Source organism: Mycobacterium sp. IDUB_24 (assembly GCF_055419385.1).
On sequence record NZ_JBVAXO010000002.1, the window covers coordinates 989,787 to 1,014,311 of the forward strand.

Sequence of the window (24,525 nt, forward strand, 5' to 3'; positions counted from 1 at the left end):
GGCTGTGCGATCGCTTGTGGTGCCATGGTGGCCGGACCTGGCGTGACCGGCACCGCGGTGGCCTCGGCTCACTTGTTCGGTATCGACATTCACGACATCTTCGATCACAAGAAAAAGAACAAGAAGTCCGGTCCCGCGGCCAAGCTGGGCCCGCAGCGCGGCGGAGTCAAGAATTCCGGTGGCGCCCTCGGCGGGCCGAACGCTTCCAAGAACTCCAAGCCCGAATCGAAGATCGGGACCACCAAGACCGAAACCACCGCGGCGGGCGTCGGCGAGGCTCAGGGGACGGCGGCCCGCTCAGGGACATTAGCCGAATCGCCGCAGTCGGCCCGGGTCGGCACGAGCGGGCAGGCTCCGTCGGCAGTCCTGTCGGGCGGGACAGCGCAGGCGCCCACTGCGGCCGTCACCGGTGGCGGAGGAGGCGGAGCGGCAGGGGTATCGACCAACGGAAACCTCGGCCGGGCACCCAACCTCGCGCCGGTGCCAACGGCCCCGAGCAGTCGGACGATCGTCATCCGGTCGGCCCCGCCCAAGGTTCCCGCCGCACCCGCTCCGGTGATCGCTGCACCCCCGGCCGCTCCGGCGCCGGTGGTGGCGCCTCCCGCTCCGGTCATCTCGGTCCCGGTGCCCGCGGGACCGCCGGCAGGGGTGCCGCCGGCGGTCCCGAGCGCGCCGATCAATCCTGCACCGCGGTCAGAACCGCCAGCGGCGCAACCGCTTTCGGTACCTGCCGTGCCGGAATCCTTCCGGCTCGGATACGCCGACTATCTGCGCATGGCGAGCACAAGTGACCTGCTGTTCGCGGTGCTGCCCGGACTCGGCGGCATGCTGTTGATGACTGCAGCAGGTGGAGCTGTGGGATTCCGGCAGGCGCGTGCCGCGCAGACGCTGCCGTCACCGCAGATCGCCCGGTTCCTGCCATAGCGGCACCGCGATGACGCGCGGCAAGCACGACCGCAGGCGGTCCACGGCCGACGTGTACCGGATGGGTCCACTGGTTTGGGTGTTCATCGCCGCGGCCCTCACCTCGGTCGTCGGGGGTCTACTCGCAGTGCTGGGTTGGGCTCGCGGAGAATTGTCGGGCTCACCGTGGGCCGCGCTGATGGGCGTCCTGATCATGGCGACGGGATTCGGTGTCGTCGCCTTTCGTTGCGCGTCCACCGCTGAACCGAAGGCTGAACCGCCGGACGCCCCTGACGACGCCATGCTGCAGGTTCGCAGTCCGCTCGGTCTGGTGTTCTGGCTCTTCGCGACCATGGCCGCGGTTGTCCTCGCCGTCACGGCATCCGGTGTTGGCCGTTTCGTTCGGAGAGCGATCGAGCACGGTGGTCTCGACCGCCCTGACACGACGGGGTTGGCGGCGGTCGGGATGACGGTCATCGCCGCGATGGCTGTGCTGGGATTGGTTGCGGCGGCTGTTGCGATACCAGCGCGAACCATCCGGTCGTACGGGCGAACCCACCTCTGGCTGTCTCACGAGGGGATCGGCTACTCGCCGCCATCCGAGGAGGATCCGGGATTCCGGCGATGGGACAGTGTCACGGCTGTCGCCCACTCGTCCCACGATGCCCGCGGCGTGGCGTACACCCACGTATGGGCGATCCGCACCACCAACCCGCGATCACACATCACGGTCATGTACCCCGCGGGCGCGGTGCCCCGGCCCCGATTTATTCGCCAGGCGATCCGGGAACTCGCGCCGGCCGTCGAGGTGACCTGAGTGCCGTCGGGCTGCCGCCATGATTGCGGATCCAGGCGTGTGCTTGGATGGATTCATCACCGCCGGGTAGCAGGCTGCACCAATGGCGCACTTCCTGGGCCTTTCATCGGTGATTCATAGCTGGTTCCCATATTCAGGGCCGTTTGGCACCAGCCGAACAGTGCCCGAACAGTGGAGACCATCGGCGGTACCAGCCGGTGTGCCAGCGATGCAGCATCTGGGTGATTGTCAAGGCGTTGAACCGATTCCGATCATCTGAGTCGTTTGCGCCATATTGACGCGCGGGCATGGTTTACTCTTCGGGATCGGGTGCGCTCATCGAGGGGCGCGGCACGTTTGCGGAAGCTTCGTGCAGGGTCTGGCCTGGAATGCCACGGCATTCCGGGCTTGATCGTTCGCATCCGATCTGCAAATGCATGAGTGAGCACCCGCCGGGGTGCCGGCACGGAGACAGTCGGAGGAACGCGCGATTTTCAGGATCCTGAAGCGGCTGTGGATTCCGCTCGTGCTGGTGGTTGTGGCAGTCGCAGGCGGATTCACTGTGTCGCGGCTGCACGGCGTCTTCGGCAGCCAGAGCCGCCCCGCGTACACCAGCGCCGAGCGTGAGGAGAAGCGGCCCCACGACCCCAAGCACCTGGTTTACGAGGTGTTCGGTCCTCCGGGGACGCTGGCGACCATCAGTTATTTCGATGCCGATGCCGAACCGAAACTCGTCAGGGATGCGCCGCTGCCATGGTCGATGGACTTCCCGATCTCCGATGCGACGGCGATGGGAAACATCTCCGCTCAAGGCAATACTGACTCGATCGGATGCCGCATCCTCGTCGGCGACGAGGTGAAGGACGAGAAGGTCCGGACTGGCGTGAGTGCCTTCACCTTCTGTCAGCTGAAGGCCGCATGAGCACGGACAGTGAGCCGATAACGGAGCCGTTGCCCATAGCCAGGCGCCGCCCGTTCATCGCACGCATGGTCCGGGTGCTGTCGGTGCCGATCATCCTGGGATGGTTGGCGATCACGGTCCTCCTGAGTGTTGCCGTGCCCTCGCTCGAGCAGGTGGAGAAAGAGCATCCGGTAGCGATGGATCCCACCGCCGCACCGTCGTTCGAGGCGATGCAGCGCATGGGGCGACTGTTCGGCGAAGCCGGGTCGGGTGCCGTGGCGATGATCGTCCTGGAGGGGGATCAACCCCTCGGTGATGCTGCACACGGCTATTACGACGAGATGGTTCGTCAGCTGAAGGCCGACACCACGCACGTGGTGCACGTCCAGGATTTCTGGGGCGACCCGATGACCCAGGGCGCCGCGCAGAGTGTCGACGGCAAGGCCACCTACGTACAGGTGACCCTCACCAGCAACCAGGACATTTCGGCAGTCAAGTCCGTTGAGGCGATGCGGGCGATCGTTGACCGGATATCGGCGCCGCCGGGAGTCAAGACCTATGTCACGGGACCCGCGGCGTTCGCCGCGGATCTGGGCCCGGCCGGCAACAGGACGGTGGGGCTGGTCACCTCCTTGAGCCTCACTGTCATCTTCGTGATGCTGCTGCTCGTCTATCGGTCGATCATCTCCGTCATTCTCATGCTGGTGGTTGTCGGCGTCGAACTGACGGTGGCCCGAGGGGTGGTGGCGTTACTCGGCAGTCTCGGGGTCATCGGTATCACGACGTTCGTCGTGAATCTGTTGGTAGCGCTCGCGATCGCGGCGGGAACCGACTACGGCATCTTCTTCACGGGGCGCTACCAGGAGGCACGCCAAGCCGGCGAGGACAAAGAGGCGGCGTTCTATACGACGTTCAGCAGCGTCGCGAAGGTGGTCGTGGGTTCCGGTCTGACGATCGCCGGGGCGATTCTCTGTCTGCACTTCACCCGGCTGCCCGTCTATCAAACTCTCGGCATTCCCACTGCCGTGGGCATGGCTGCCGCCGTCTTGGTCGCCGTCACACTCGTTCCCGCAGTCATCGCCGTGGGTAGCCGCTTCGGGCTGTTCGAACCCAAGCGCAAGCTCACCACCCGTCGGTGGCGGAAGGTGGGCACGGCGGTCGTTCGCTGGCCCGGGCCCATTCTCGTAGCGACATGCGCAGTTTCGCTCATCGGCCTGTTGGCGCTGCCCGCGTACAAACCGAGCTACAACGACCAGAATTACATCCCGCAGGACATCCCCGCCAATGTGGGGTACGCGGCGGCGACCCGACATTTTCCGCAATCATTGATGATGGCGCCCGATATTCTGTTGGTCGAGGCCGACCACGACATGCGGAATCCGATCGACTTTCTGGTCCTGAACAAGCTGGCCAAGGGTGTGCAATCCGTGCCGGGAGTCTCCATGGTCCAGGCGCCGACGCGTCCCGCCGGCGAGCCGCTCAAACACTCGACGATTCCGTTCATGCTCAGCATGAGCAACGCGTCTCAGACCCATTTGATGCCGTTCCAGAAGGATCGAATGGAAGACCTGCTGGTGCAGGCCGACGACATGACCAAAACGATCGCCATCGTCAAGCGCATGCAGGCACTGACAGAAGAAATGGTCAGCACCACGCATCAAATGGTCGCCGATACCCACGAGCTGCAAACGGTGACCAGTCAACTGCGCGATCACGTTGCGAACTTCGACGATTTCTTCCGGCCGATCCGGAACTACTTCTACTGGGAACCGCACTGCTACACGATTCCGATATGTTCGTCGATCAGAGGGGTTTTCGACACGCTCGACGGTATTGACCAAATTACCGTCAAGATGGTCAGCCTGGTCGACAATCTCGATCAACTCGACGCAATTCTGCCGCAATTGGCGGCTCAGTTTCCGGTGATGATCTCGACCATGGAATCCACCCGAACCATGATGCTGACGATGCACAGCACCATGTCCGGGATCATGGATCAAATGGCGACGTCGAACGACAATGCCACCGCGATGGGCAAGGCATTCGACGCCGCTCAGAACGACGACTCCTTCTATCTGCCTCCGGAAGTCTTCGAGAACAAGGACTTCCAGCGCGTCATGGACATCTTCCTGTCACCGGACGGGAAAGCGGCCCGCATGCTCATCACCCAACGGGGCGATCCGGCGACGACTGAGGGCATGTCGTTGGTCGACCCGATCGAAACCGCGGCCGAAGAAGCGCTCAAGGGCACGCCGCTACAAAATGCCTCGATCTATCTCACGGGCACCGCGGCGTCGGTGAAAGACCTGGTCGAAGCCTCCAAATACGATCTACTGATCGCGGCTGTCGCTGCGCTCTGCCTCATTTTCGGCATCATGCTGGTGGTCACGCGGAGCTTTGTCGCGGCCCTCGTGATCGTGGGCACGGTGGCACTTTCGCTCGGCGCGGCCTTCGGTCTTTCCGTGCTCATCTGGCAGCACATCCTCGGTATGCCGTTGAACTGGGTCGTGCTGGCGATGTCGGTGATCGTTCTGTTGGCAGTGGGTTCCGACTACAACCTGCTGCTGGTGTCCCGGATGAAAGAGGAGATCGGTGCCGGGATCAACACCGGCATCATCCGGGCCATGGGCGGCAGCGGCAAGGTGGTGACGGCCGCCGGCCTGGTGTTTGCGTTCACGATGCTGGTGATGGTCGTCAGTGACCTCGTCACCATCGGGCAGCTGGGTGCCACCATCGGCGTCGGCCTGTTGTTCGACACCCTGATCGTGCGCGCGTTCATGACACCGGCGATCGCGGCGCTGCTGGGGCGGTGGTTCTGGTGGCCTCAGCAGGTGCATCCACGGCCGCTCAGTGCAGCGGGGCGTCCCTCCGGCCGAGGCCAGCTTGTGCGATCGATCCTGCAGAGGGAAGAGCGCTGACAGCCATGGATGCGTCTTCCTTCTGTGCGGTGAAGGCCGTATGAGCAGTCGGCACACAAGCGACCGGCCGCCGTTGATCGCTCGGGTGATTTATCGGCTGTCGGTGCCGATCATTCTCGGCTGGTTGGCGATCATCGCCGTCGTCACATTCGCCGTCCCTTCCCTGGAACAAGTCGGGCGGGAAAGCGCCGTATCGCTGGTTCCCAATGATGCGCCGTCGTTTCAGGCGATGCAGCGCATGGGGCAGAAGTTCAAGGAATCCGATTCCGACAGTGTGGCGATGATCGTCTTGGAGGGAGACAAACCCCTCGGCGAGGACGCGCACCGCTATTACGACGATCTGGTTCGGCAGTTGCGAGCCGATACGAAACACGTTCAGCACGTTCAGGACTACTGGGGGGATTCACTCACCGCATCGGGTGTTGAGAGTGCCGATGATCTGAGTGTCTATGTGCAGCTGAATCTCGCGGGTAACCAGGGCCAGGCCCTGGCGAATGAGTCTGTGGAAGCGGTCCGGGGGCTCGTGGACCGGACGCCACCGCCGCCCGGAGTGAAGGCCTATGTGACGGGCCCTTCCCCTCTGATCACCGACATGAACCACGCCGGCGATACGTCCATCATGAAAATCACGCTGGTGACGCTGGTGGTGATCTGCACGGTGCTGCTCTTCGTGTACCGCTCGATCATCACCGTCGTTCTCTTGCTGGCGATGGTCGGAATACAGGTGCAGGCGGCTCGGGGAGTGGTCGCCTTCCTCGGCGATCACCAGATTCTCGGACTTTCGACTTTCGCGGTCAATCTGCTGGTATCGCTCGGAATCGCAGTGGGTACCGACTACGGCATTTTCTTCATCGGGCGATATCACGAGGCACGTCAGGCCGGCGAAGATCGCGAAACAGCGTTCTATACCACCTATCGCAGTGTGGCCAAGGTGGTCGTGGCCTCAGGTTTGACGATTGCCGGAGCCATTTACTGCCTGAGCTTCACCCGGCTGCCGTATTTCGAAACGATGGGCATTCCTTCCGCTGTGGGGATGGCGGTCGCCGTCGCAGTGGCGGTCACACTGGTTCCGGCCGTCATTGCCGTCGGCGGCCGTTTCGGTTTGTTCGAACCGAAGCGCAGGCTCTTGGTCCGCCGGTGGCGCAAGATCGGCACCGCGGTGGTTCGATGGCCGGTGCCCATTCTCGCCGGAGCATGTGCGGTAGCGTTTATCGGACTATTGGCGTTGCCCGGATACCAAACCAGCTACGACGACCGCCTCTATGTGCCCCAAGACATCCCGGCCAACGCCGGGTATGCGGCGGCCGAGCGGCATTTTCCCGAGTCGCGGATGACACCCGACATTCTGATGCTCGAAGCCGACCACGATATGCGCAATCCGACAGATTTTTTGGTTCTGCACAAGCTGGCCAAGAAGATCTTCGAGGTTCCCGGGATTGCCACGGTGCAGAGCATCACCCGGCCTGAGGGCACCCCGATCGAGCGCACGTCGATACCGTTCCAAATCAGCCTGCAGAGCGCCGGCCTCCGTCAGATCGTGCCCTTCGCGAAAGATCGCATGGATGGCATGTTGAAGCAGGCGGACGACATGCAGCGAATGATCACCCAAATGGAGGGCACTCACAATCTGATGAAGTTGATCGGCTCGATCACCCACAACACGGTCGAGGTGACCGGGGAGACAGCCGAACTCACTGATGATCTGATGGCCACCGTTTCGAATTTCGACGACTTCTTCCGGCCGATTCGCAATTACTTGTATTGGGAAGGCCACTGCTACGACATTCCCATTTGCTTCGCCATTCGATCAGTGTTCGACGCGCTTGACAGCACCGACCAGCTCAGCCTTCAGATGCACAAACTTCTCGGCAACTTGGTGAAAGTCGACGGGTTACAGGCGCAGCTTGTCACTCAGTTGCCGCCGATGATCGAGATCATGAAGTCAATGCGAACCATGATGCTGACAATGCACAGCACCATGTCCGGAATGATCGCCATCATGGAGGAGACGACGTCGAACGCCAGCGCGATGGGCAAGATCTACGACGGCGCCCAGAACGACGACTCCTTTTATCTGCCTCCGGAAGTGTTCGAGAACAAGGACTTCCAACGGGCGATGAGCCTGTTCTTCTCGCCCGACGGCAAGGCCGTCCGGCTGATCCTCACGCACCGGGGTGATCCTGGAACTCCCGAGGGCATCTCTCGGGTCGACGCCGTGCGGACGGCAGCCGAGGAAGCCATCAAGGTGACGCCGCTGCAGAACGCTTCCATCCATCTCGCCGGAACCGCTGCGACATACAAGGATCTACGAGACGGGTCAAAGTACGACCTCTTGATCGCGGGTGTCGCGGCGCTCTGCCTGATCTTCGGCATCATGCTGGCTGTCACACGTAGTTTCGTTGCCGCTCTGGTGATCGTGGGTACGGTGGCTCTCTCTCTCGGTGCGGCGTTCGGGCTTTCGGTGCTGGTGTGGCAGCACATTCTGGGCATCGAATTGCACTGGCTCGTCTTGGCGATGTCGGTGATCGTCCTTTTGGCGGTGGGTTCCGACTACAACCTGTTGCTGGTGTCGCGGATGAAAGAAGAGGTCGGGGCCGGCATCAACACGGGCATCATCCGGGCCATGGGTGGCACGGGCAAAGTGGTGACGACTGCGGGCCTGGTGTTCGCGTTCACGATGTTGTCGATGGTGGTCAGTGATCTGCGCATCATCGGTCAGGTGGGTTCCACCATCGGTTTGGGGTTGTTGTTCGACACCCTGGTGGTACGTGCATTCATGACACCGGCGATCGCCGCGCTGCTGGGGCGTTGGTTCTGGTGGCCGCTGAGGGTTCGCCAGCGGCCTTCCAGTGCGGTTCTCGGCCCGGTCACAGTTCCTGCTGATCCACTGGTCAAGCAGGAGGCCTGATTTCGAACCATCGTCGACCTGCACAAACCACGGGTGATATCAGGCCAAGCCGATTACAGTCGGACTGGTCGGGAGCAATGGTAGGAAGGGAGTTTTGAATATGTTCCGTCTGTCGTTGACCAGACTGGCCGTAGGGCTCGGGGGTCTGGCTTTGTCCTTGACCGCTGGGGCCGGGATCGCGTCCGCGGGGCCGAATCTGGATTCGGCCATCAACACGACATGCACTTATCCGCAGTTGGTGTCAGCGCTCGATGCGCAGGATCCACAAGTCCGGATGGCGTTTGACCAATCGCCGATCCTGCAGCGCGGCCTGCGTGAATTCCTCACGGACGCACCGGCCAAGCGCGCGAGGACAGCCCAAGATGTGGTGAATGCCCCGATGTTTCAGCCGTACCTCGGCACCATCGAACAAGCCTTCAACACCTGCAGCAACTTCTGATCTGAAGTGAGCAGCGTCGTACCACCGCGCCATTCGAGGAGTCGTGCTTGTGAACCCTGCCGGTAACAGCGGTTCCGCGGCCCGTCCGGTCGCATTGTTCGTGTTGGGTGTGCCTCGATCTGGAACCTCTGCGGTGACGCGGGTCCTCTCCCTGTGCGGCGCTACGCTCCCGGCCGGGCTGTCGGGAGCGGACCCGCGCAACCCGCGTGGCTACTGGGAGCCGCGAGCATCCCTCCATCTCAACAACACGATATTGCGCAGCCACGGGAGCGCGGTGTTCGACTCGTCGCTGCGTCTGCAGGAGGACGGCGGGTTTGATGCCAGCCAGAAGGCCGCCTGTATCAACAAGATTGGACAGTTTCTGGCCACGTTGCCGGATGCGCCTCTCGTGCTCATCAAGGACCTGCAGATAACGCTGCTGTCCAGTTTGTGGTTCGAAGCCACGCGGCAGGCCGGGTTCGATATCGCTGTCGTGAACATGGTGCGCCCCCCGCAGGAAGTCATCGCTTCAGGTGCGGCGGACTTTCTGACCTCACCGGAGCTCGGGAGCGCGCTGTGGCTGAAATTCAATCTGCTGGCCGAGAGGGACACCCGCGACCTGCCGCGTGTGTTCGTCGAGTACGCCAACCTCCTCGAGGATTGGCGGCGGGAAGTCAAACGGATTTCAGTAGCACTGGGGATCGATCTGGACAGCCGGGACGAGGGCGCAATCGAGGAGTTCCTCACCCCGGATCTCCACCGCCAGCGACACACCGGCCCGGTGACGGAAACCTTCGGGACAGACTGGATTTCCGTCGTGTACGGGGCACTGAGTGCGGCCGCCCGCGATGAGCCCCTGGACCAGCCCGCGTTGGATCGCGTCTATGCGGCATATCGCGCGAGCGAACAGGGTTTCCGGACGGTGTTCGAGAATTCCGTCCGCTTGAACAAGCTCAACAGATTCGTCCGGCCGTCACTCCTGAAGTTTCGCTACGAGGCCGTTGCACTGGCCCACCGGCGTCGCGGAACTTGGGCTTGACCGGTGCCAGGGCGAATAACGCGTGCACGCGAATCGTTGAGAGCGCGGCGCGCAGTCAAAGATCCGGTGCTACCGGATAATCGGCTCGCGTTGGCAGACGAAGCGCTGTTGGCAGAACATCACGCAGCCGGCATGAACGTGGTCATACAGGTCACGTGGCTATACGACCGCGCCATCGATCTCGATGGGCTACGACGCTTTCACCACCATCTGGGTGAGGGGTTGTTGGGTCGACGGATAGAGCGTCCGGCGCTGCCCGTCGCCCGGCATCGATGGGTCCTGGACCGGGGGCCGTCAGATGTCGACATCGCCGAGTCGACCCGCCCACGCGCTGATCTCAGTAACTGGGTCGATGAACGCTCGCAGCTTCCCGTCGATGCCGAATCGGGTCGGGGCTGGCACATCGGTGTGCTTCCTCTCGATGATGGCTCGACTGCGATCAGCCTGGTGCTCTCGCACAACTTGATCGACGGGCTTGGGCTCGCGCTGGTGATAGTCGAAGGGACACTGGGCAAAACGCGCGATCTCGGGTACCCGCCCCCACGGTCACGTACTCGACTGCGAGCGTTGGCCCAAGATGCCCGGCAAACAGCGCGCGACGTGCCCCAGGTCGCCCGAGCACTTGTCACGGCAGTGAAATCGGCCCGCGAGCAGACTCGCACCAAAGGCGCCAAGGGTGAGGATCAACCTTCATCGGTGCCGCGGCCAGTCCCGGGTAAGCCAGTTGTCGCCGATGCCGTTGTCCTCGTGCCGGCCCTGACCATCTACGTTGACCTGGCTGACTGGGACGCGCGAGCAGCAGCTCTCGGCGGAGCGAGCCACACCCTGGCCGCAGCTTTTGCCGCGAAGTTCGGCGAGCGCATCGGCCGCGTACGCCAGCCGGATGGCGCAGTCACCCTTCAGATCCCGATGAGCGACCGCACAGAGGACGACACCCGCGCGATGGCGTTGTCGTACGCCCGTGTCACCATCGACCCGACACCGGTCACAACGGATCTGCGCGACGTCCGCGCGGCCATCAAGCAGACGCTGGCGACATTGAAGGAGACATCAGAGGAGTCCAAGCAGCTCCTGTGGCTGCCGTCGTTTGTGCCGAAGCGGATGCTGAAACAAATGGTCGCCAGAGCGCCCGCGGACCCCGACCAAGCGGTGTTTTGTTCCTACCTAGGCGATCTCAGCTCGTTGATCAGCCAAGCCGATGGCACCGTAGCCGAATTCGCCAATGCACGAACCACCGGTCAGCGAGAATCGCGACAGCTCCTTGAGCGGACCGGTGGCCGAATGGTCATTCTCTCTGGACGTTTGAGTGGCAAGATCTTCATCAGCGTCGGCGCCTACCAACCCGGCGCGGAGAATACGACATTCGCGTTGCGTGAATTGGCTGTGCGCACGTTGGCTGATTTCGACCTCACCGGCGAGATCCACTGACGTACCTGCTGAGGTGTGGTCAGCCTTGACCGTTCAATCCCGAAGATCGAGTGCCACAGGGTTGTTCGCAACCGGCCGGACTGGAGAGTTCATGTCGAGAGATGCGCGATGAAGTTGGTGCTGGCAAGCTATGGCACCCGCGGTGATGTGGAGCCCTGCGTCGCAGTGGGTAGTGAGCTGCTGCGCCGCGGACATGACGTGCGCTTGGCCGTCCCGCCCGACCTGGTCGCCTTCGCTGAGGCGGCTGGGCTGGCGACAGTCCCTTACGGTCCGGACACGGCGGTGTGGGCGGATGCGCACCGGGACTTCTGGGTCCGGTTCTTCGGTAATTTCTGGAAGATCGGAGAACTGATCAAACTGACTCGCGAGATGCGTGAGATCGGCGAGTCGGTAGTCCGTTTCTGGGAGGACATCACTTCGACGCTGACGTCGCTGACCGACGGGGCGGACCTGCTCATCACTTTTCTGAACTTCGAGCCGCCCGCAGTGAATGTCGCCGAGTACTACGGCATTCCGATGGCCACGGTGCATGTCTCACCGGTACGGCCCAACGGTCGGATGCTGGGGTTCCTACCGCCCTCGTTGGGCCGAGCCGCGTTGAAGGTGTACCAGTGGGCGAATTGGCGCGGGGTGAAGAAGTTCGACGACGCGCAGCGTCGCGAACTGGGTCTGCCGAAGGCCTCCGGTTCCTCGACACGACGGATCACCGAACGAGGATCACTGGAAATACAGGCCTACGATCAGGTTTGCTTTCCCGGTCTGGCTGCGGAGTGGGCGCCATGGAATGGCCGAAGGCCTTTTGTCGGTGCGCTGACGATGGAGCTGAGAACCGACACGGATGACGAGGTCGCGTCGTGGGTTGCGGCGGGAACACCGCCCATCTTCTTCAGCTTTGGCAGTACGCCGGTCAAATCTGCCGCTGACACGCTGGCGATGATCAAGGCGGCTTGTGCGGAGCTGGGGGAGCGGGCGTTGGTGTGCGCCGGCTCCAGCGACTTCAGCCAGGTCTCTGACTCCGACCAGGTCAAGGTCGTGGGCACGATGAATTTCGCGGCCGTGTTTCCGGCCTGCCGCGTACTTGTGCACCACGGTGGGATGGGAACCATGTCCGCGGGTCTGCGCGCCGGTGTGCCGATGCTCGTCTACTGGACGGCGCTCGATCAGGCGATCTGGGCAGGCCGCGTCGAACAGCTGAAAGTTGGTTTCGGAAGGCGTATCTCGGCCGCTACCACGGAACGGCTCGTGGCAGACCTGCGTACGATTCTCGACCCGAAGTACGTCGCCCGGGCCCGCGAGATCGCTACCGAGATGACCAAACCGGACGACAGCGTTGCCAGCACGGCCGACCACCTGGAACGGTTCGCCCGAACCGGGCGATCTGCCTGACCCGGCCATCTGAGCTTCCGCTCAGATGATGCCGAGACCTCTGACCACCTGCAGTAATCCAATCATCACGAAGATGCCGATCATCACCTGGCGCCGGTTGGCCAGCGCCCAGTCGTGCACGGGCTGCAACACAGCTTGGGTTCGCACGGGGGCAATCAGATGGCTGACGACAGCGACCTCGAAAACTGCGAACATCGCGACAACGAACATGATGACGGCAATGATCTGCGTGCCCGTGGTGGCCCCGGAAGAGGCCACAGTGGTCGCCACGAAGAAGACCAGGGGAAACCCGGGCAAAAATCCCATGCCGCACACCAGTGCGACCCACAAGGCGCCACTGTCCCAGGCTTTTTGAAGACGACCGAACAGACGCCGAATTGCAGATTTGCCGTCTGTCACATCTCCCACGCCGGCGAACGGCGACGAGATTTGGCCGGGCCCCTCGGATTCCAGCCCCGAGCCGGAGGTGTTGCCGACAGCTGCCGGCACCGGCGCTCGCCGACGCACCCAGAAACGCACTGCGATGAGCAGAGCGACCAGCAGCACGAGCACCCCCATGCCGAGTTGGATGTGCCGGGCTGCGGCGCTGGCAGCCGGAGCCTGAGGACTGAACATCGGCGCACGGTGCAGCAACACCACTGGGACCACGAGAGCGGGAATATTCGTTGTGAGGCAGCCGATCCAGCATACGAGTAGGTTCTGTACCGGCCGCGGGCGAGAGATCACGAGAAGGATGAGTGCCAGAAGCGCGGGATTGAACGCCATCAGAATCGCCATACCCAGCAGTGAGCCCCACACGGCGGGGAACATTACCTGGTAGTTAATTATTTTTTGGGCCTTTTGGAACCTGGTTGACCTTGCTCCGGGTCGACACCACCAACGGGGTGCCGGACACCCCGGAGCTCGCTCGAATCTTGCGTAGCTTCTTCCGGATTCAGCTCCGCCGTTTTGAAACGCAACGGAGAGGGGATGGGGATAATGACCGATGTCTTCGGCCGGCTTACGGGTGCGACAACTGAAAGGGCTTGAGGCTCCGCGATGAAATTTGTGCTTGCTTTCTATGGGACTCGTGGTGATGTAGAGCCTGGAGTGGCGGTCGGTCGTGAGTTGGTGCGGCGCGGTCACGAAGTACGCATGGCCGTCTCGCCCGATCTGGTCGACTTCGTGGCGGCGGCCGGCCCGGAAGCCATTGCCTGCGGGCCAGATGTGCGGGTGTGGCAGGACCTGAACCGGGACTTCTGGGCGCGCTTCTTGCGCAAGTTCTGGAAGAACTTCTGGCGGGTCCGGGATCTGGCGGATTTGCTGCGCGAGGATTGGCATCTCTTCGACCAGTACTGGCAGGACGTCAGCAAGACGCTGACGTCGTTGGTGGACGGGGCTGATGTGCTCTTTACCGGGGTGATCGGCGAGGAGGCCGCCGGCAATGTCGCGGAGGGTTGCGGCGTTCCGCTGGCCATGTTGCATGTGTTCCCGATGCGGCCCAACGGGCAGCTGGTTCCGGCGCTGCCGGCACGGCTGGCTCGCGCGATGATGAAGGCCTCGGAGTGGCTGAGCTGGCCCATGATGAAAAGGCTGGAGGATCCGCAGCGCCGCGATCTGGGCTTGCCAAAGGCAACCGGTCCCTCAGCGTGGCGGGTGGCCGCCCGCGGCTCGCTGGAAATACAGGCCTACGACGAGATCTACTTTCCCGGGCTCGCGGAGGAATGGGCGCAATGGGAGGGGCAAAGGCCGTTTGTCGGTGCATTGACGATGGAGTTGCCGACCGATACGGATGACGAGGTCGCTGCCTGGATTGCCGCGGGAACTCCGCCGATCTGCTTCGGTTTCGGCAGTATGCCGGTCGACTCCGGCGCTGAGACACTGGCGATGATCAGTGCCGCTTGTGTCGAGTTGGGCGTACGCGCGCTGGTGTGCGCCGGCGCGAGTGACTTCAGCGACGTCCCGCATTCCGATCATGTCAAGGTGGTGAGCACGATGAACTATGCGGCGGCCTTCCCGGTTTGCCGCGCGGTCGTGCACCACGGCGGCGCGGGCACTACCGCCGCGGGTCTACGTGCCGGGGTTCCCACCCTGATCCTTTCGACGGACTTGGATCAGACCCTGTGGGGAGCTCGCATCAAACGCTTGAAAGTGGGTACCGCTCGGCGTCTTTCGGCCACGACCCAGAAGACGTTGGTCGCAGACCTGCGTACCGTACTCGGGCCGGAGTATCGGGCTCGCGCCCGCGAGGTGGCCACTCACATGACCAAGCCCGCCGAAAGCGTGGCGAAGACCGCCGATCTCTTGGAAAAGTTCGCCCGACTCAACCGGGCCGGCTGATCGCCCCAGCCCGCGACAATGACATCGCTGCGGTGGAGGGCCTTCGTCGTGCCTCAAAACCCTTTGATCTCTGAGTATTAGCGCGTTGGGCGATCCAGGCAGTCGGTAATCGCGGTGACTTTGCGACTTCTATTCTTCATCGCCACCGCGATGACCCATGATGGTCGACGTGAACAGCAGAACCTCCGACATTGCGAACATGCCCCGGGGTGGCCCGGACGCGTCCTGGCTGGACCGGCGATTGCAGACCAACCGGCTGGAGTATCTGGACCGCGACGACGTCGATGACCTCAAACGCAAGGTCATGGATTCGCTCGACCGCGCCGGAGGGCGGCGGAGGATCGGTATCCACGAAAAGTGTGCTCGAATGGTGATTCGCGAGGTGGCCGAGGTGCCTGCCCCGAAGATCCTAGAACTCGGGGCGGGCCTCGGCGGGCTGTCGCGCAAGCTGCTGGAGATGCATCCCACCGCTCAGATTACGGTCACCGACGTCGAGCCCGCGTTTGTCGCGGGTATGGCCGCCGGCGATCTCGGCCGTCACCCGCGCGCGGTGGTCCGGGAGATGGACGCCACCGAAATCGATGCGCCGGAAGGCTATTACGACTTGGCGGTGTTTGCGTTGTCGTTGCACCACCTGGCCCCCGAACTGGCCGCGCGGGTGTTTGCGGCGGGTACGCGGGCGGCGAGGAAACTACTGATCGTCGACCTCCCCAGGCCGCCGGCGCCTTTGCACGTTGCGCTGTTGGCGGTGGTGCTCCCACTCGTCAAGGTTTCGCCGCTGCAACATGACGGGTTCATCAGCTCACTGCGTGCCTACAGTCCGGCGGCGCTGCGTGCGCTGGGCCGGCATGCGGACCCGGAGATCACCGTCGAGTTTCGGACCAGGCGAGGGCTGGGTCCGACGGTGGCGGTGGCCAGCCGCTCCCGGCACAGCGACAGCTGAGTGGGGTTGAATTTTCCGGTACGTCGGTTCGTGTCCCGACTCAGATGGTGTTCAAACCCTTGGCAATCAACATGACACCAGCCAATACGCACATGGCCACCAGGATCTTCCGGTGATGGGCCCATGCCCAGTCGTGTAGCCGTTGCAGGACGGCTTCGGTTTTCGTAGGTGCGGCCAGATAGCTGACGAGGACGATCTCGACAACGGCAAGCATTCCGATGATGAAGGCGATGGCAGCGGTGATCTGCGTGCCGACCGCTGCTCCCGAGACGACCACGATCGCGAGCAGGAACAGCGCTACGTCGGGTGGTGCCCCGGCAAACGAGAGGCCGATCACGAACGAAACCCACAAGGCTCCGCTCTCCCACGCATCGTGGCCGCGCCGGAGGAGGCGCCGGAAGAAGGACATGTCGCCTTCCGGTACTTCCTGCGCGCGGGCCAGGAGCCGCGAGACGGGCGTTGCCGTATCGCTGTCCAGGACCATGGTCGACGCCCCACCGTCGGTGGTCGGCACCTTCGCCCGCTGGCGCACCCAGAAGTGCACTGTCAGCAGCGTCGCAGTCGTCAGCGCGATGGCACCCATGCCGATTTGTATATAACCGCCGGTGGAACTCTTGGCCCAGGCTTCCGCAGTCGATTTGAACATCGGAGTCGCGTGCAACAGTGCCAGCGGAATTATCAGCGTGGGAATGCATGCAGTCATACACCCGGCGCCGAACATCAGCAGGTTCTGCACGGGGCGCGGCCGTGAGATCACGAGAAGGGTGATGCCGATGCGCATGGGATCGAGGCCGACCAGAATCCCTAACGCAAGCACCGATCCCCACACGGCCGAAACACTACCCGGTTGCTCGTACCGGTCAGCTGTTTTCACTCTGCCGGTGCCCGCAGCGGTCCCGCCCCGGTACGCCAAAGTCGGTTTGCCAGGGCAGACTTGGCTCATGCACAGGCTCGGGCGGTGTGCCGGTTTCGGCCCGGCAGCGGGCCGCACCCGTTATGCTGCCGCGGTGGCATGGAGTTCTCTGAGGATGGCCGAGTGTCCGCGATAACCAGAGATTGCCGGTTATGCGGATCGACTGGCCCCCATCCGGCAATCGAAGTCCGCGAGATGATGTTCGGCACTCGGGAATCATTTGAATATTTCTGCTGCACTGAGTGCGACACATTGCAGATTCACAATGCGCTCGAGGGCGCCGAGCTCATGCGCCACTATCCCTCAAATTACTACTCGCACAACGCATCAGCGCAACCAGGCACTTTTCGATGGCTGGTCACACAGCATGACGAATGCAAGCTGCGCGGCGGCAACCCGATACTCCGTGCATTCATGACGTCGAGGCTGTCTGAGGGGATCTTCCGTGTGCTTCTCGGCGGTGATGTCGTAAGGATGCTCGCTCAATTGCCGGTTGAGCACGACGCGCGAATTCTGGACGTAGGGTGCGGCACCGGGGGACTGTTGGACCGTCTGACGAGAATTGGATTCAATAATTTGTGCGGCGCGGACCCGTTCATCGAGGCCGATGGCGAGTCCGCTGAAGGCGTGCCACTGATGAAGGCAGATTTGCCCGATGTCGCCGGCAGATACGACCTCATCATGTTCAATCATTCGCTCGAACACGTTCCCGACCCGGTCGAGACGCTCAAGGTCGCCTCCGAGAAGCTCGCGGTAGGAGGCATGTGCCTGGCGCGGGTGCCGACGACCTCATCAGAAGCCTGGACCACCTACCAGGCCGATTGGGTGCAGGCCGACGCACCTCGTCACATGGTCATACCTTCACGACAGGGAATGGCGATGGCGGCAGAGAGGGCTGGAATGCGCGTGGTTCGGACGTTCGATGATTCGAATTTGGGTCAGTTCCTCGGCAGCGAAGCCTATCGACGGGACGTCCCAGTGACCGACCCCAAGGTTCTTCGGATGTTTGGACCCAAGCAGCTGTGGGACTGGGAGAAACGCGCACAAATGCTCAACCGGCAGAGCCGCGGCGACCAGACGGGGTTTGTCTTACAGGCGATGTGAGGCATCGGACCACTGCGAGCGATACTGATGCCGGAAAACGTCTCTGCCACAATCGATCCAGCTGTTCTGTGCGAGGCGCTGCGGTTGGCTCATCTTGTCCCGTGCAACGGGTGCATCAATTTCTGCTGAGTCAATCAGCAAACCGATCCGGGTAGTGCCGGCTCGAGGCTAGAGTCACTCGAACCTACTGGAATACGAACTAGGGGCCCCATTTCACGTGACCGACCACGACGTTCGATCTCTGTATCTCGACCTGATCCGAGGCAACCTCACCAGGTACGGGATGCCGGAGCGCATGCCCGCCCAGTGGACCCTGCGGCGGCGGCTCTATTTCAAAACTCTCAATCGCATGATGGTTCGCGGCGGGGCACATCGACTCGCACGCGCTACGTCGAACGGAGACTACGGCGCGGTCGCTCAGCAGAAGCGAGACTTGGGCATAGATTGGCCGGCCGAGGCCGAGACCATGATCGGCATGCAGAGGCTCACCAGCCTGCAGCATTGCGTCGAGGCCGTACTGGCTGAGGACGTCCCAGGCGACCTGATCGAATGTGGCGTGTGGCGCGGCGGGGCCTGCATCCTGATGCGTGCCGTACTGGCCGCCTATGGCGATGAGACGCGAAGTGTCTGGGTGGCGGATTCATTCGAGGGCCTGCCACCCGCAGACCCCGAGAACTACAAAGCGGACAAGGGCCTCAGGACGCAGAGCCTTGCCGGAATCCTCGGTGTGTCCGAAACTGAGGTCAGGGCAAACTTTCAGCGCTACGGACTCCTGGACGAGCGGGTCCGCTTTCTTCCCGGTTGGTTCAAGGACACCCTGCACGATGCGCCGATCGATCGCATCGCCGTACTGCGGGTCGATGGCGATCTGTACGAATCCACGATCCAAGCACTCGAGGCGCTCTACCCGCGGCTGTCCCCGCAGGGCTTCTGCATCATCGACGACTATCACGATCTCAAGCCATGCCGGCAGGCCGTCACCGACTACCGGGAGGAACATGGGATCACTGCCGAGATCGTCGACATCGACGGGACTGCTGTGCTTTGGCGCAAGTAGGTGAGAGACCAGAGTCTGCAATGAAGATCGTTTTGGCAAGCTACGGAACACGCGGTGACATCGAACCCTGTGTCGCCGTGGGTCGCGAGTTGCTGCGCCGGGGACACGACGTGCACATGGCTGTCCCGCCCGACCTCGTCGCCTTCGCCGAGGCGGCCGGGGCGACGGCGGTGCCGTACGGACCGGATCTGCAGGCGGTGCTGGATGCGCACCGCGACTTCTGGACACATTTCTTCCGTAATTTCTGGAAGGTCCGCGAAATGATCCGGCTGCGCCGCGAAGTTGTGGCGCCCTTCCATCAGTGCTGGAAGGACATCATCGCGACGCTGACATCGCTCGCCGATGGTGCGGACTTGCTGTTCACCGGCGTGAATTTCGAGGATGCCGCGGGCAACGTCGCCGAGTACTACGACATTCCGTTGGCCACGCTGCACCTGTTCCCGCTTCGGGCCAATGGCCAGTTCATACCGTTCCTGCCGGGGCCGTTGGGCCGGACCGCGATGAAAGCCTCCGAATGGGTTGCCTGGCGCAACGCCAAGAAAGTCGAGGGCATTCAGCGCGGCGAACTGGCTTTGCCGAAGGCCACGTCACCGTCGCCGTGGCGGCTCACCGAACGCGGTTGCCTGGAAATCCAGGGGTATGACGAAGCTTGCTTTCCCGGGTTGGCCGCCGAATGGGCCCAATGGTCTGGACAACGCCCCTTTGTCGGTGCCTTGACGATGAATCTGCCCGGGGATTCAGATGACGAGGTTGCTGCATGGATCGCCGCCGGAACCCCACCCATATTCTTCGGCTTTGGCAGTTTGCCGATGGAATCGGGTGCTGAAACCCTTGCCATGATCAGCTCCGCCTGCGCGCAGCTGGGGGAGCGGGCGTTGGTGTGTTCTGCCGGAACGGACTTCAGCCACGTCCCGCATTCTGAAGATGTCAAGATCGTCGGTGCGATGAATTACTCGTCCGCCTTTCCCGCCTGCCGCGCGGTCGTGCACCACGGCGGGTTGGGTACCACCGCCGCGGGCTTACGTGCGGGGGTCCCCACGTTGATCCTGTCGACGGATCTCGACCAGACGCTGTGGGGAACTCGAGTCAAACGACTGAAAGTGGGCACTGCCCGGCGCTTTTCGGCCACCACCGAAAAGTCCCTGGTCGCGGATCTGCGCACGATCCTCGAGCCGCAGTATGCAGCCCGGGCCCGCGAGGTGTCCACCCAGATGACCGACGCCGCCGACAGTATTGCGACCACGGCCGATCTCGTGGAGAAACTGGCTTGTCGCGGTCGGCCGTGACACCAGTCGTGGTGCGTTACTGCGGCGAGTCGCGCGGCCCGTGAACATTCGCCGGGCAATGCTGCGTCATTGCCGGCTGCGATGCCGGCGCGGTGTCTCGGATTGCGCGGACATGGATCATCCCACCACGATGCGGAACGAACGTCACATGTTTCGCCCGCTGCTTCTCGTCTGCGGCAGTGGTGGTGCTCAACTCGACCCGACGCAGGATCTCACGTAGCACGAGTCGTATCTCGACCATCGCGAACGTGGCACCGAGGCAGCGGCGGTTTCCGCCGCCGAAGGGCAGCCAGGTGGTCGGGCTCAGCGAGGCGTCGAGCATTCGGTCCGGGTCGAACCGATCCGGATCCGGGTACACATCGGCGCTCGAATGCACCAAGCCGATCGCCGGGTCGACCATGACGCCGGACGGCAGCCGGTAGCCGCCGATCTCGGTCGGCTCCTTGAGAACCCGGCCCGAGCTGAATAAAACCGGGCGGATCCGCAACGTCTCCTTGATCACCGCGTCGAGGTACTCGTCTCCGGCGGCGTCGCCTGCTGCGCTGGCATCTGCGGCGCGCACCGCCTTGGCCAGCGCTGCCGGATGGCGGGTGAGCCGCTCCAACGCCCACGACAGGGCCGTCGCGGTGGTCTCGTGTCCGGCAGCGATGGCCGTCAGGAGCTGGTCACGTAGTTCGCTGTCAGACAGCGTGCGGCCGTCATCGCCGGTGGCGCGGACCAGCATGGCCAGCACATCGGTGCGTTCGGCCAGGTTCGGGTCGGCACGGCGGTCGGCGATTTCGGCGTAGAGCAGGGCGTCGGCTTCGGCGAACCGCCGGCCAACTCCTCGCCACGGGCGATGGCGCCGCAGGCTCGGCTTCGTAATCGCCGGTGTTTCCCACGGTTTCATGTAGAGCAACCGCGGCACCACCTTGCGCAGGGCAGCCAGACGCGCCGGATCGCTGGCGCCGATGACTGTCCGCAAGATCACCTCGAGCGTGATCTCCGTTGTCTTGGGCGCCACCGGGAAGCTCTTGCCGACCTGCCAGCCGGCGACGTTCGCAGCCGCGATCTCGACCATCTGAGCAGCCTGGTTTGCGACGGCGTCGCGATGAAACGCCGGCATCGTCAGGCGGCGCAGGGTGTGGTGGGCGTCCCCGTCGAGCACAAACAGCGAGCTCTCACCTAAAAGTCCACGAAAAAACCAATGTGCTTCGCCGGAATGAAAGACCCGAGGGTCGCCGCCGTACACCGACTTGATGTCGGTGGGATCTGCGAGGTATACGACCGTGCCCGACAGCGGAATACGCAGCGTGAACATCTTCCCGTAGCGACGCTGACATCCGCGCAGAAAGCGCAAACCGAAGCCGGCCATCAACGCGGACTGCACCACCATGGGAAGGGGCGGTCCAGGCGGCAGTTCGGTTTTCGCGGCATAGCTCACTTTTTCGTGATCCCTAGCTACTAGACGGTACGGGTGCTGACGGGCCGACAGCCTCGGACTGCAACTGACGCCGATCACCGGTCGGGGGGAACACCCGCCCCGGCTCGATCCACGGTCGCAGATCCGGGTTCTACGGTAGTTCCCAACCGTACGGTGTCGGGTTGGGTACGGGGCGCTTTCGGGCGGAGACACCACCTGCCGTGGCGACCCCCGGTGGGTGACGAGCACGTTTGTCTGCAACCGGTCCGGGTGACGGCCTCTAGTTCGCATTTCTCGAGCGAAATGCTGTGCTGGTGCTCAGCAAGATTTGATCAGTTGAATTCGTCTCTCCGGCGACTCGAAGGGGTCGAATCGGTGCTGCGAGGCCGGCGGGCGGGGGTAGAGGATTCGTCACTCGGCAAACTTTCGACCGACCGGGCCCGCCATGCGGATCAGCGGTGGTGGCTGCGTGCGCAGCGGCGTAACCCGTCGCAAGTCAAGTGCTGGTGGCTAATTCCCTATGTTAACGGTGCCCGTGGCGGGTGGCGCGGCACCGCGCGTCGTCGGCTGGGCGGGTATCAGCAAATATTGACGATTTTCCTAAAACTGGTTGCCGATCGCTGTGTTTGGGTTAGGTTTAGAACGTGTTCCATTTAACTCGCCCAGATGGTCTGGAGAACTGGTGAGCATCAATCCATTCGACGACGACAACGGCAGTTTTTTCGTCCTGATCAACGACGAGGAGCAACACAGCTTGTGGCCGGCCTTTGCAGACGTTCCGGCCGGCTGGCGCGTGGTTTACGGCGAGGCGGATCGCGCCTCCTGCCTGGAGTACATCGAGCAACACTGGGCCGACATCCGGCCGAAGAGTCTTCGCGAGAGGTTGGCACAGGGTCGGACTGTTGATCAGTAAGCCGCCGGCTGGAACTTCTGGAAGTGATCCTGTGGCACTTCCGCTCACCCGGGGCCAGCTGGACATTTGGCTTTCCGAGGAGTCCGGGCGCGCTGGTGTCAAGTGGCAGCTCGGCATGCTCGCGCGGCTCGACGGCGCCATCGAACATGACGTGCTCGAGCGGGCGATTCGTCACGTCGTCCATGAGGCCGAACCCCTCAGAGCTACCTTTTTCGAGGCAGACGGCCAGGTTTTCCAGAGGGTCGTTGATCCCGATGTCGAGCTTGCCCGCTACGACCTGACAGGGTCGACCGACCCGGTAGGGGACGCCTATCGGGTGATTGCAGCGATCCGGCGAACGCCGATGCCGCTTGACGGTCCGCTGTTCAAGTTCGCGTTGATGCAGACGCGAGCCGACGAGTTCTACTTTTTTGTGTGCTGCCACCACATCGCGATCGACGGCATCGGCATGGGTCTCGTCATTCACCAGATTGCCGCTGCCTATACAGCAATCGATGCCGGTGAGCCGATACCGCCCACGATCTTCGGGCCACTGAAGAGCATCATCGATTGCGAGTCCGAATACGAGGCTACCGACGATTACCTCGATGATCAGGCTTATTGGTCCAAGAATGTACCGCCTGAAGCTGAGCCTCGTCCTGGACCGGCCTCCGGAGTCGCAAACTCAGTCGATGAATACGAGCCTTCTGCGCCAATCCGGTTGGATCGTTTCGCCGTTGGCAGGGCGCGCGAGCTTTCGAAAGCGCTCGGGGTGCGTCGAGCCTCGGTCATCGCCGCGGCGTACGCGCTGCTCGTACATGGCGAGGCCGGAGGATCCGAGGTTGTACTCGACTTTCCGGTGAGTCGACGGGTGCGTCCCGAAGTACTGCTGATGCCCGGGATGGTTTCCGGAGTTTTGCCATTGGTTTTGACAACGTCACCGCAGTCGACGGTGGCCGAGTTCTGCAAGCATGTCGACACGCGGATCCAGGAAGCGATGCGCCATCAGCGATTCCCGCTCCGCGCGATCGAGAACAAAGCGCGCTTCCAGGGGACAGGACAGCCGTCGACCCGGGCCGCGATCAATTTCATCCCGACGATCCCCGTGGCCTACTTCGGCAGTGCCTTCGGGTCGGGGACGGTGACCCACACCGGTCTGGTGGATCAGTTCGGTCTCGTGTTCCTCCAGGAGGGTGAGGATCTCCTTCTCAGCATGACTGGCGTAGGTCAGCTGTTCGCGGGCTGCGACGCAAGCGACTTGGCGGACCGTTTCCAACGGGTGCTGATGGCCATGACAGTCGACCCGGGACGGTCGATTTCCGCGATCGGCGTCCGTGATGAGCTCACCGAGCTGGACAGCTGGGATAACCGGGCGGCGCTAAATGGGGCGGCGGCGGGGTCTCCAGCCGCAATCCCCGCGTTGTTCGCCGCGCAGGTGGCTCGTGATCCTGGTGCGGTGGCGGTCAGTTTCGGCGATCGTTCGATGTCGTATCGCGGGCTCGATGCGGCTGCGAATCGGTTGGCGCACTTGCTTGTCGAGCTGGGTGTCGGTCCGGGTCGGCGGGTGGCGGTGCTTTTTCCGCGTTCGGTCGACGCGATCGTGGCGATCATGGGTGTGCTGAAAACCGGTGCGGCTTATGTTCCGATCGATCCCTCGGTGCCCGATGCACGGCTGGAATTCGTGCTGGCCGATGCCCGTCCGGTCGTCGCCGTGACCACCGCCGAGCTGGTAGATCGGCTCGACGGACATGGGTTGACGGTGATCGATGTTCACGACCGTGCGGTGTACGGGCAGCCGAGCACTCCGCTGTCGGTGGTGCCGGCGCCCGACGACATTGCGTATCTGATCTACACCTCGGGCACCACGGGTGTGCCCAAGGGGGTGGCGATTCCGCATCGCAATGTGACGCGG

At 62.9% G+C, this 24,525-nt stretch carries 19 protein-coding genes; 16 read left to right on the forward strand and 3 right to left on the reverse strand.

The features are described from left to right. Positions 1–27: 27 nt before the first annotated feature. The 9 genes from ACZYZF_RS12410 (at position 28) to ACZYZF_RS12450 (ending at position 12,697) form a co-directional block, all read left to right on the forward strand. Entirely contained in the window at positions 28–924 is an 897-nt protein-coding gene (locus ACZYZF_RS12410; protein WP_463745938.1) for a hypothetical protein, read from the forward strand. Positions 925–934: 10 nt separating this feature from the next. Then, the gene (locus ACZYZF_RS12415; protein WP_463835828.1) at positions 935–1,720 is read left to right on the forward strand and encodes a hypothetical protein; all 786 of its coding nucleotides are present in this window, start codon (positions 935–937) and stop codon (positions 1,718–1,720) included. Positions 1,721–2,210: 490 nt separating this feature from the next. Continuing rightward, positions 2,211–2,621 carry an MmpS family transport accessory protein gene (locus tag ACZYZF_RS12420; protein WP_463746001.1) on the forward strand — a complete coding sequence of 137 codons (411 nt, stop codon included), beginning with the start codon at positions 2,211–2,213 and terminating at the stop codon, positions 2,619–2,621. Next, the gene (locus tag ACZYZF_RS12425; protein ID WP_463835829.1) at positions 2,618–5,518 is read left to right on the forward strand and encodes an MMPL/RND family transporter; all 2,901 of its coding nucleotides are present in this window, start codon (positions 2,618–2,620) and stop codon (positions 5,516–5,518) included. The genes ACZYZF_RS12420 and ACZYZF_RS12425 overlap by 4 nt, the downstream gene beginning before the upstream one ends. Before the next feature lie 40 nt (positions 5,519–5,558). After that, positions 5,559–8,426, forward strand: coding sequence for an MMPL/RND family transporter (locus ACZYZF_RS12430; protein ID WP_463835887.1), 2,868 nt, complete (start codon positions 5,559–5,561; stop codon positions 8,424–8,426). Positions 8,427–8,526: 100 nt separating this feature from the next. Then, positions 8,527–8,865, forward strand: a complete 339-nt coding sequence (locus ACZYZF_RS12435) for a hemophore-related protein (protein WP_463745942.1) — start codon at positions 8,527–8,529, stop codon at positions 8,863–8,865. A gap of 49 nt (positions 8,866–8,914) precedes the next feature. Further along, the gene (locus ACZYZF_RS12440) at positions 8,915–9,883 is read left to right on the forward strand and encodes a sulfotransferase family protein (RefSeq protein WP_463745943.1); all 969 of its coding nucleotides are present in this window, start codon (positions 8,915–8,917) and stop codon (positions 9,881–9,883) included. Between the two features lie 3 nt (positions 9,884–9,886). Further along, positions 9,887–11,311, forward strand: a complete 1,425-nt coding sequence (locus ACZYZF_RS12445; RefSeq protein ID WP_463835830.1) for a hypothetical protein — start codon at positions 9,887–9,889, stop codon at positions 11,309–11,311. Positions 11,312–11,419: 108 nt separating this feature from the next. Continuing rightward, positions 11,420–12,697: a glycosyltransferase gene (locus ACZYZF_RS12450; RefSeq protein WP_463745945.1), complete on the forward strand. Its 1,278-nt coding sequence runs from the start codon at positions 11,420–11,422 to the stop codon at positions 12,695–12,697. 21 nt (positions 12,698–12,718) lie between these two features. On the opposite strand, the gene ACZYZF_RS12455 is transcribed toward ACZYZF_RS12450, so the two are convergent. Then, positions 12,719–13,474: a GAP family protein gene (locus ACZYZF_RS12455; RefSeq protein ID WP_463745946.1), complete on the reverse strand. Its 756-nt coding sequence runs from the start codon at positions 13,472–13,474 to the stop codon at positions 12,719–12,721. Positions 13,475–13,735: 261 nt separating this feature from the next. On the opposite strand from ACZYZF_RS12455, the gene ACZYZF_RS12460 reads away from it, so the two are divergent. Together ACZYZF_RS12460 and ACZYZF_RS12465 are read left to right on the forward strand one after the other, a co-directional pair. Continuing rightward, complete coding sequence (locus ACZYZF_RS12460) at positions 13,736–15,016, forward strand: glycosyltransferase (protein WP_463745947.1); 1,281 nt, start codon at positions 13,736–13,738, stop codon at positions 15,014–15,016. Positions 15,017–15,176: 160 nt separating this feature from the next. After that, positions 15,177–15,959, forward strand: coding sequence for a methyltransferase domain-containing protein (locus ACZYZF_RS12465; RefSeq protein WP_463746002.1), 783 nt, complete (start codon positions 15,177–15,179; stop codon positions 15,957–15,959). 40 nt (positions 15,960–15,999) lie between these two features. Here ACZYZF_RS12465 and ACZYZF_RS12470 read toward each other — a convergent pair whose 3' ends face one another. Then, positions 16,000–16,788 (reverse strand): GAP family protein, encoded by a 789-nt coding sequence (locus ACZYZF_RS12470; protein ID WP_463745948.1) that lies wholly within the window; start codon positions 16,786–16,788, stop codon positions 16,000–16,002. A 279-nt stretch (positions 16,789–17,067) separates the two neighbouring features. Here ACZYZF_RS12470 and ACZYZF_RS12475 point away from each other — a divergent pair, with 279 nt between their 5' ends. From ACZYZF_RS12475 to ACZYZF_RS12485, 3 genes are all read left to right on the forward strand, one after another. Beyond that, positions 17,068–17,976, forward strand: coding sequence for a class I SAM-dependent methyltransferase (locus ACZYZF_RS12475; RefSeq protein ID WP_463746003.1), 909 nt, complete (start codon positions 17,068–17,070; stop codon positions 17,974–17,976). Between the two features lie 217 nt (positions 17,977–18,193). Further along, entirely contained in the window at positions 18,194–19,033 is an 840-nt protein-coding gene (locus tag ACZYZF_RS12480) for a TylF/MycF/NovP-related O-methyltransferase (RefSeq protein WP_463835832.1), read from the forward strand. Positions 19,034–19,053: 20 nt separating this feature from the next. Further along, positions 19,054–20,319: a glycosyltransferase gene (locus ACZYZF_RS12485; protein ID WP_463835833.1), complete on the forward strand. Its 1,266-nt coding sequence runs from the start codon at positions 19,054–19,056 to the stop codon at positions 20,317–20,319. Between the two features lie 16 nt (positions 20,320–20,335). On the opposite strand, the gene ACZYZF_RS12490 is transcribed toward ACZYZF_RS12485, so the two are convergent. Next, positions 20,336–21,742, reverse strand: coding sequence for a cytochrome P450 (locus ACZYZF_RS12490; protein WP_463745951.1), 1,407 nt, complete (start codon positions 21,740–21,742; stop codon positions 20,336–20,338). 661 nt (positions 21,743–22,403) lie between these two features. On the opposite strand from ACZYZF_RS12490, the gene ACZYZF_RS12495 reads away from it, so the two are divergent. Both ACZYZF_RS12495 and ACZYZF_RS12500 read left to right on the forward strand, forming a co-directional pair. Continuing rightward, positions 22,404–22,634 carry an MbtH family protein gene (locus ACZYZF_RS12495; RefSeq protein ID WP_166904687.1) on the forward strand — a complete coding sequence of 77 codons (231 nt, stop codon included), beginning with the start codon at positions 22,404–22,406 and terminating at the stop codon, positions 22,632–22,634. A gap of 31 nt (positions 22,635–22,665) precedes the next feature. Further along, a partial coding sequence (locus ACZYZF_RS12500; RefSeq protein ID WP_463835835.1) for an AMP-binding protein occupies positions 22,666–24,525 on the forward strand: 1,860 nt, incomplete at its 3' end.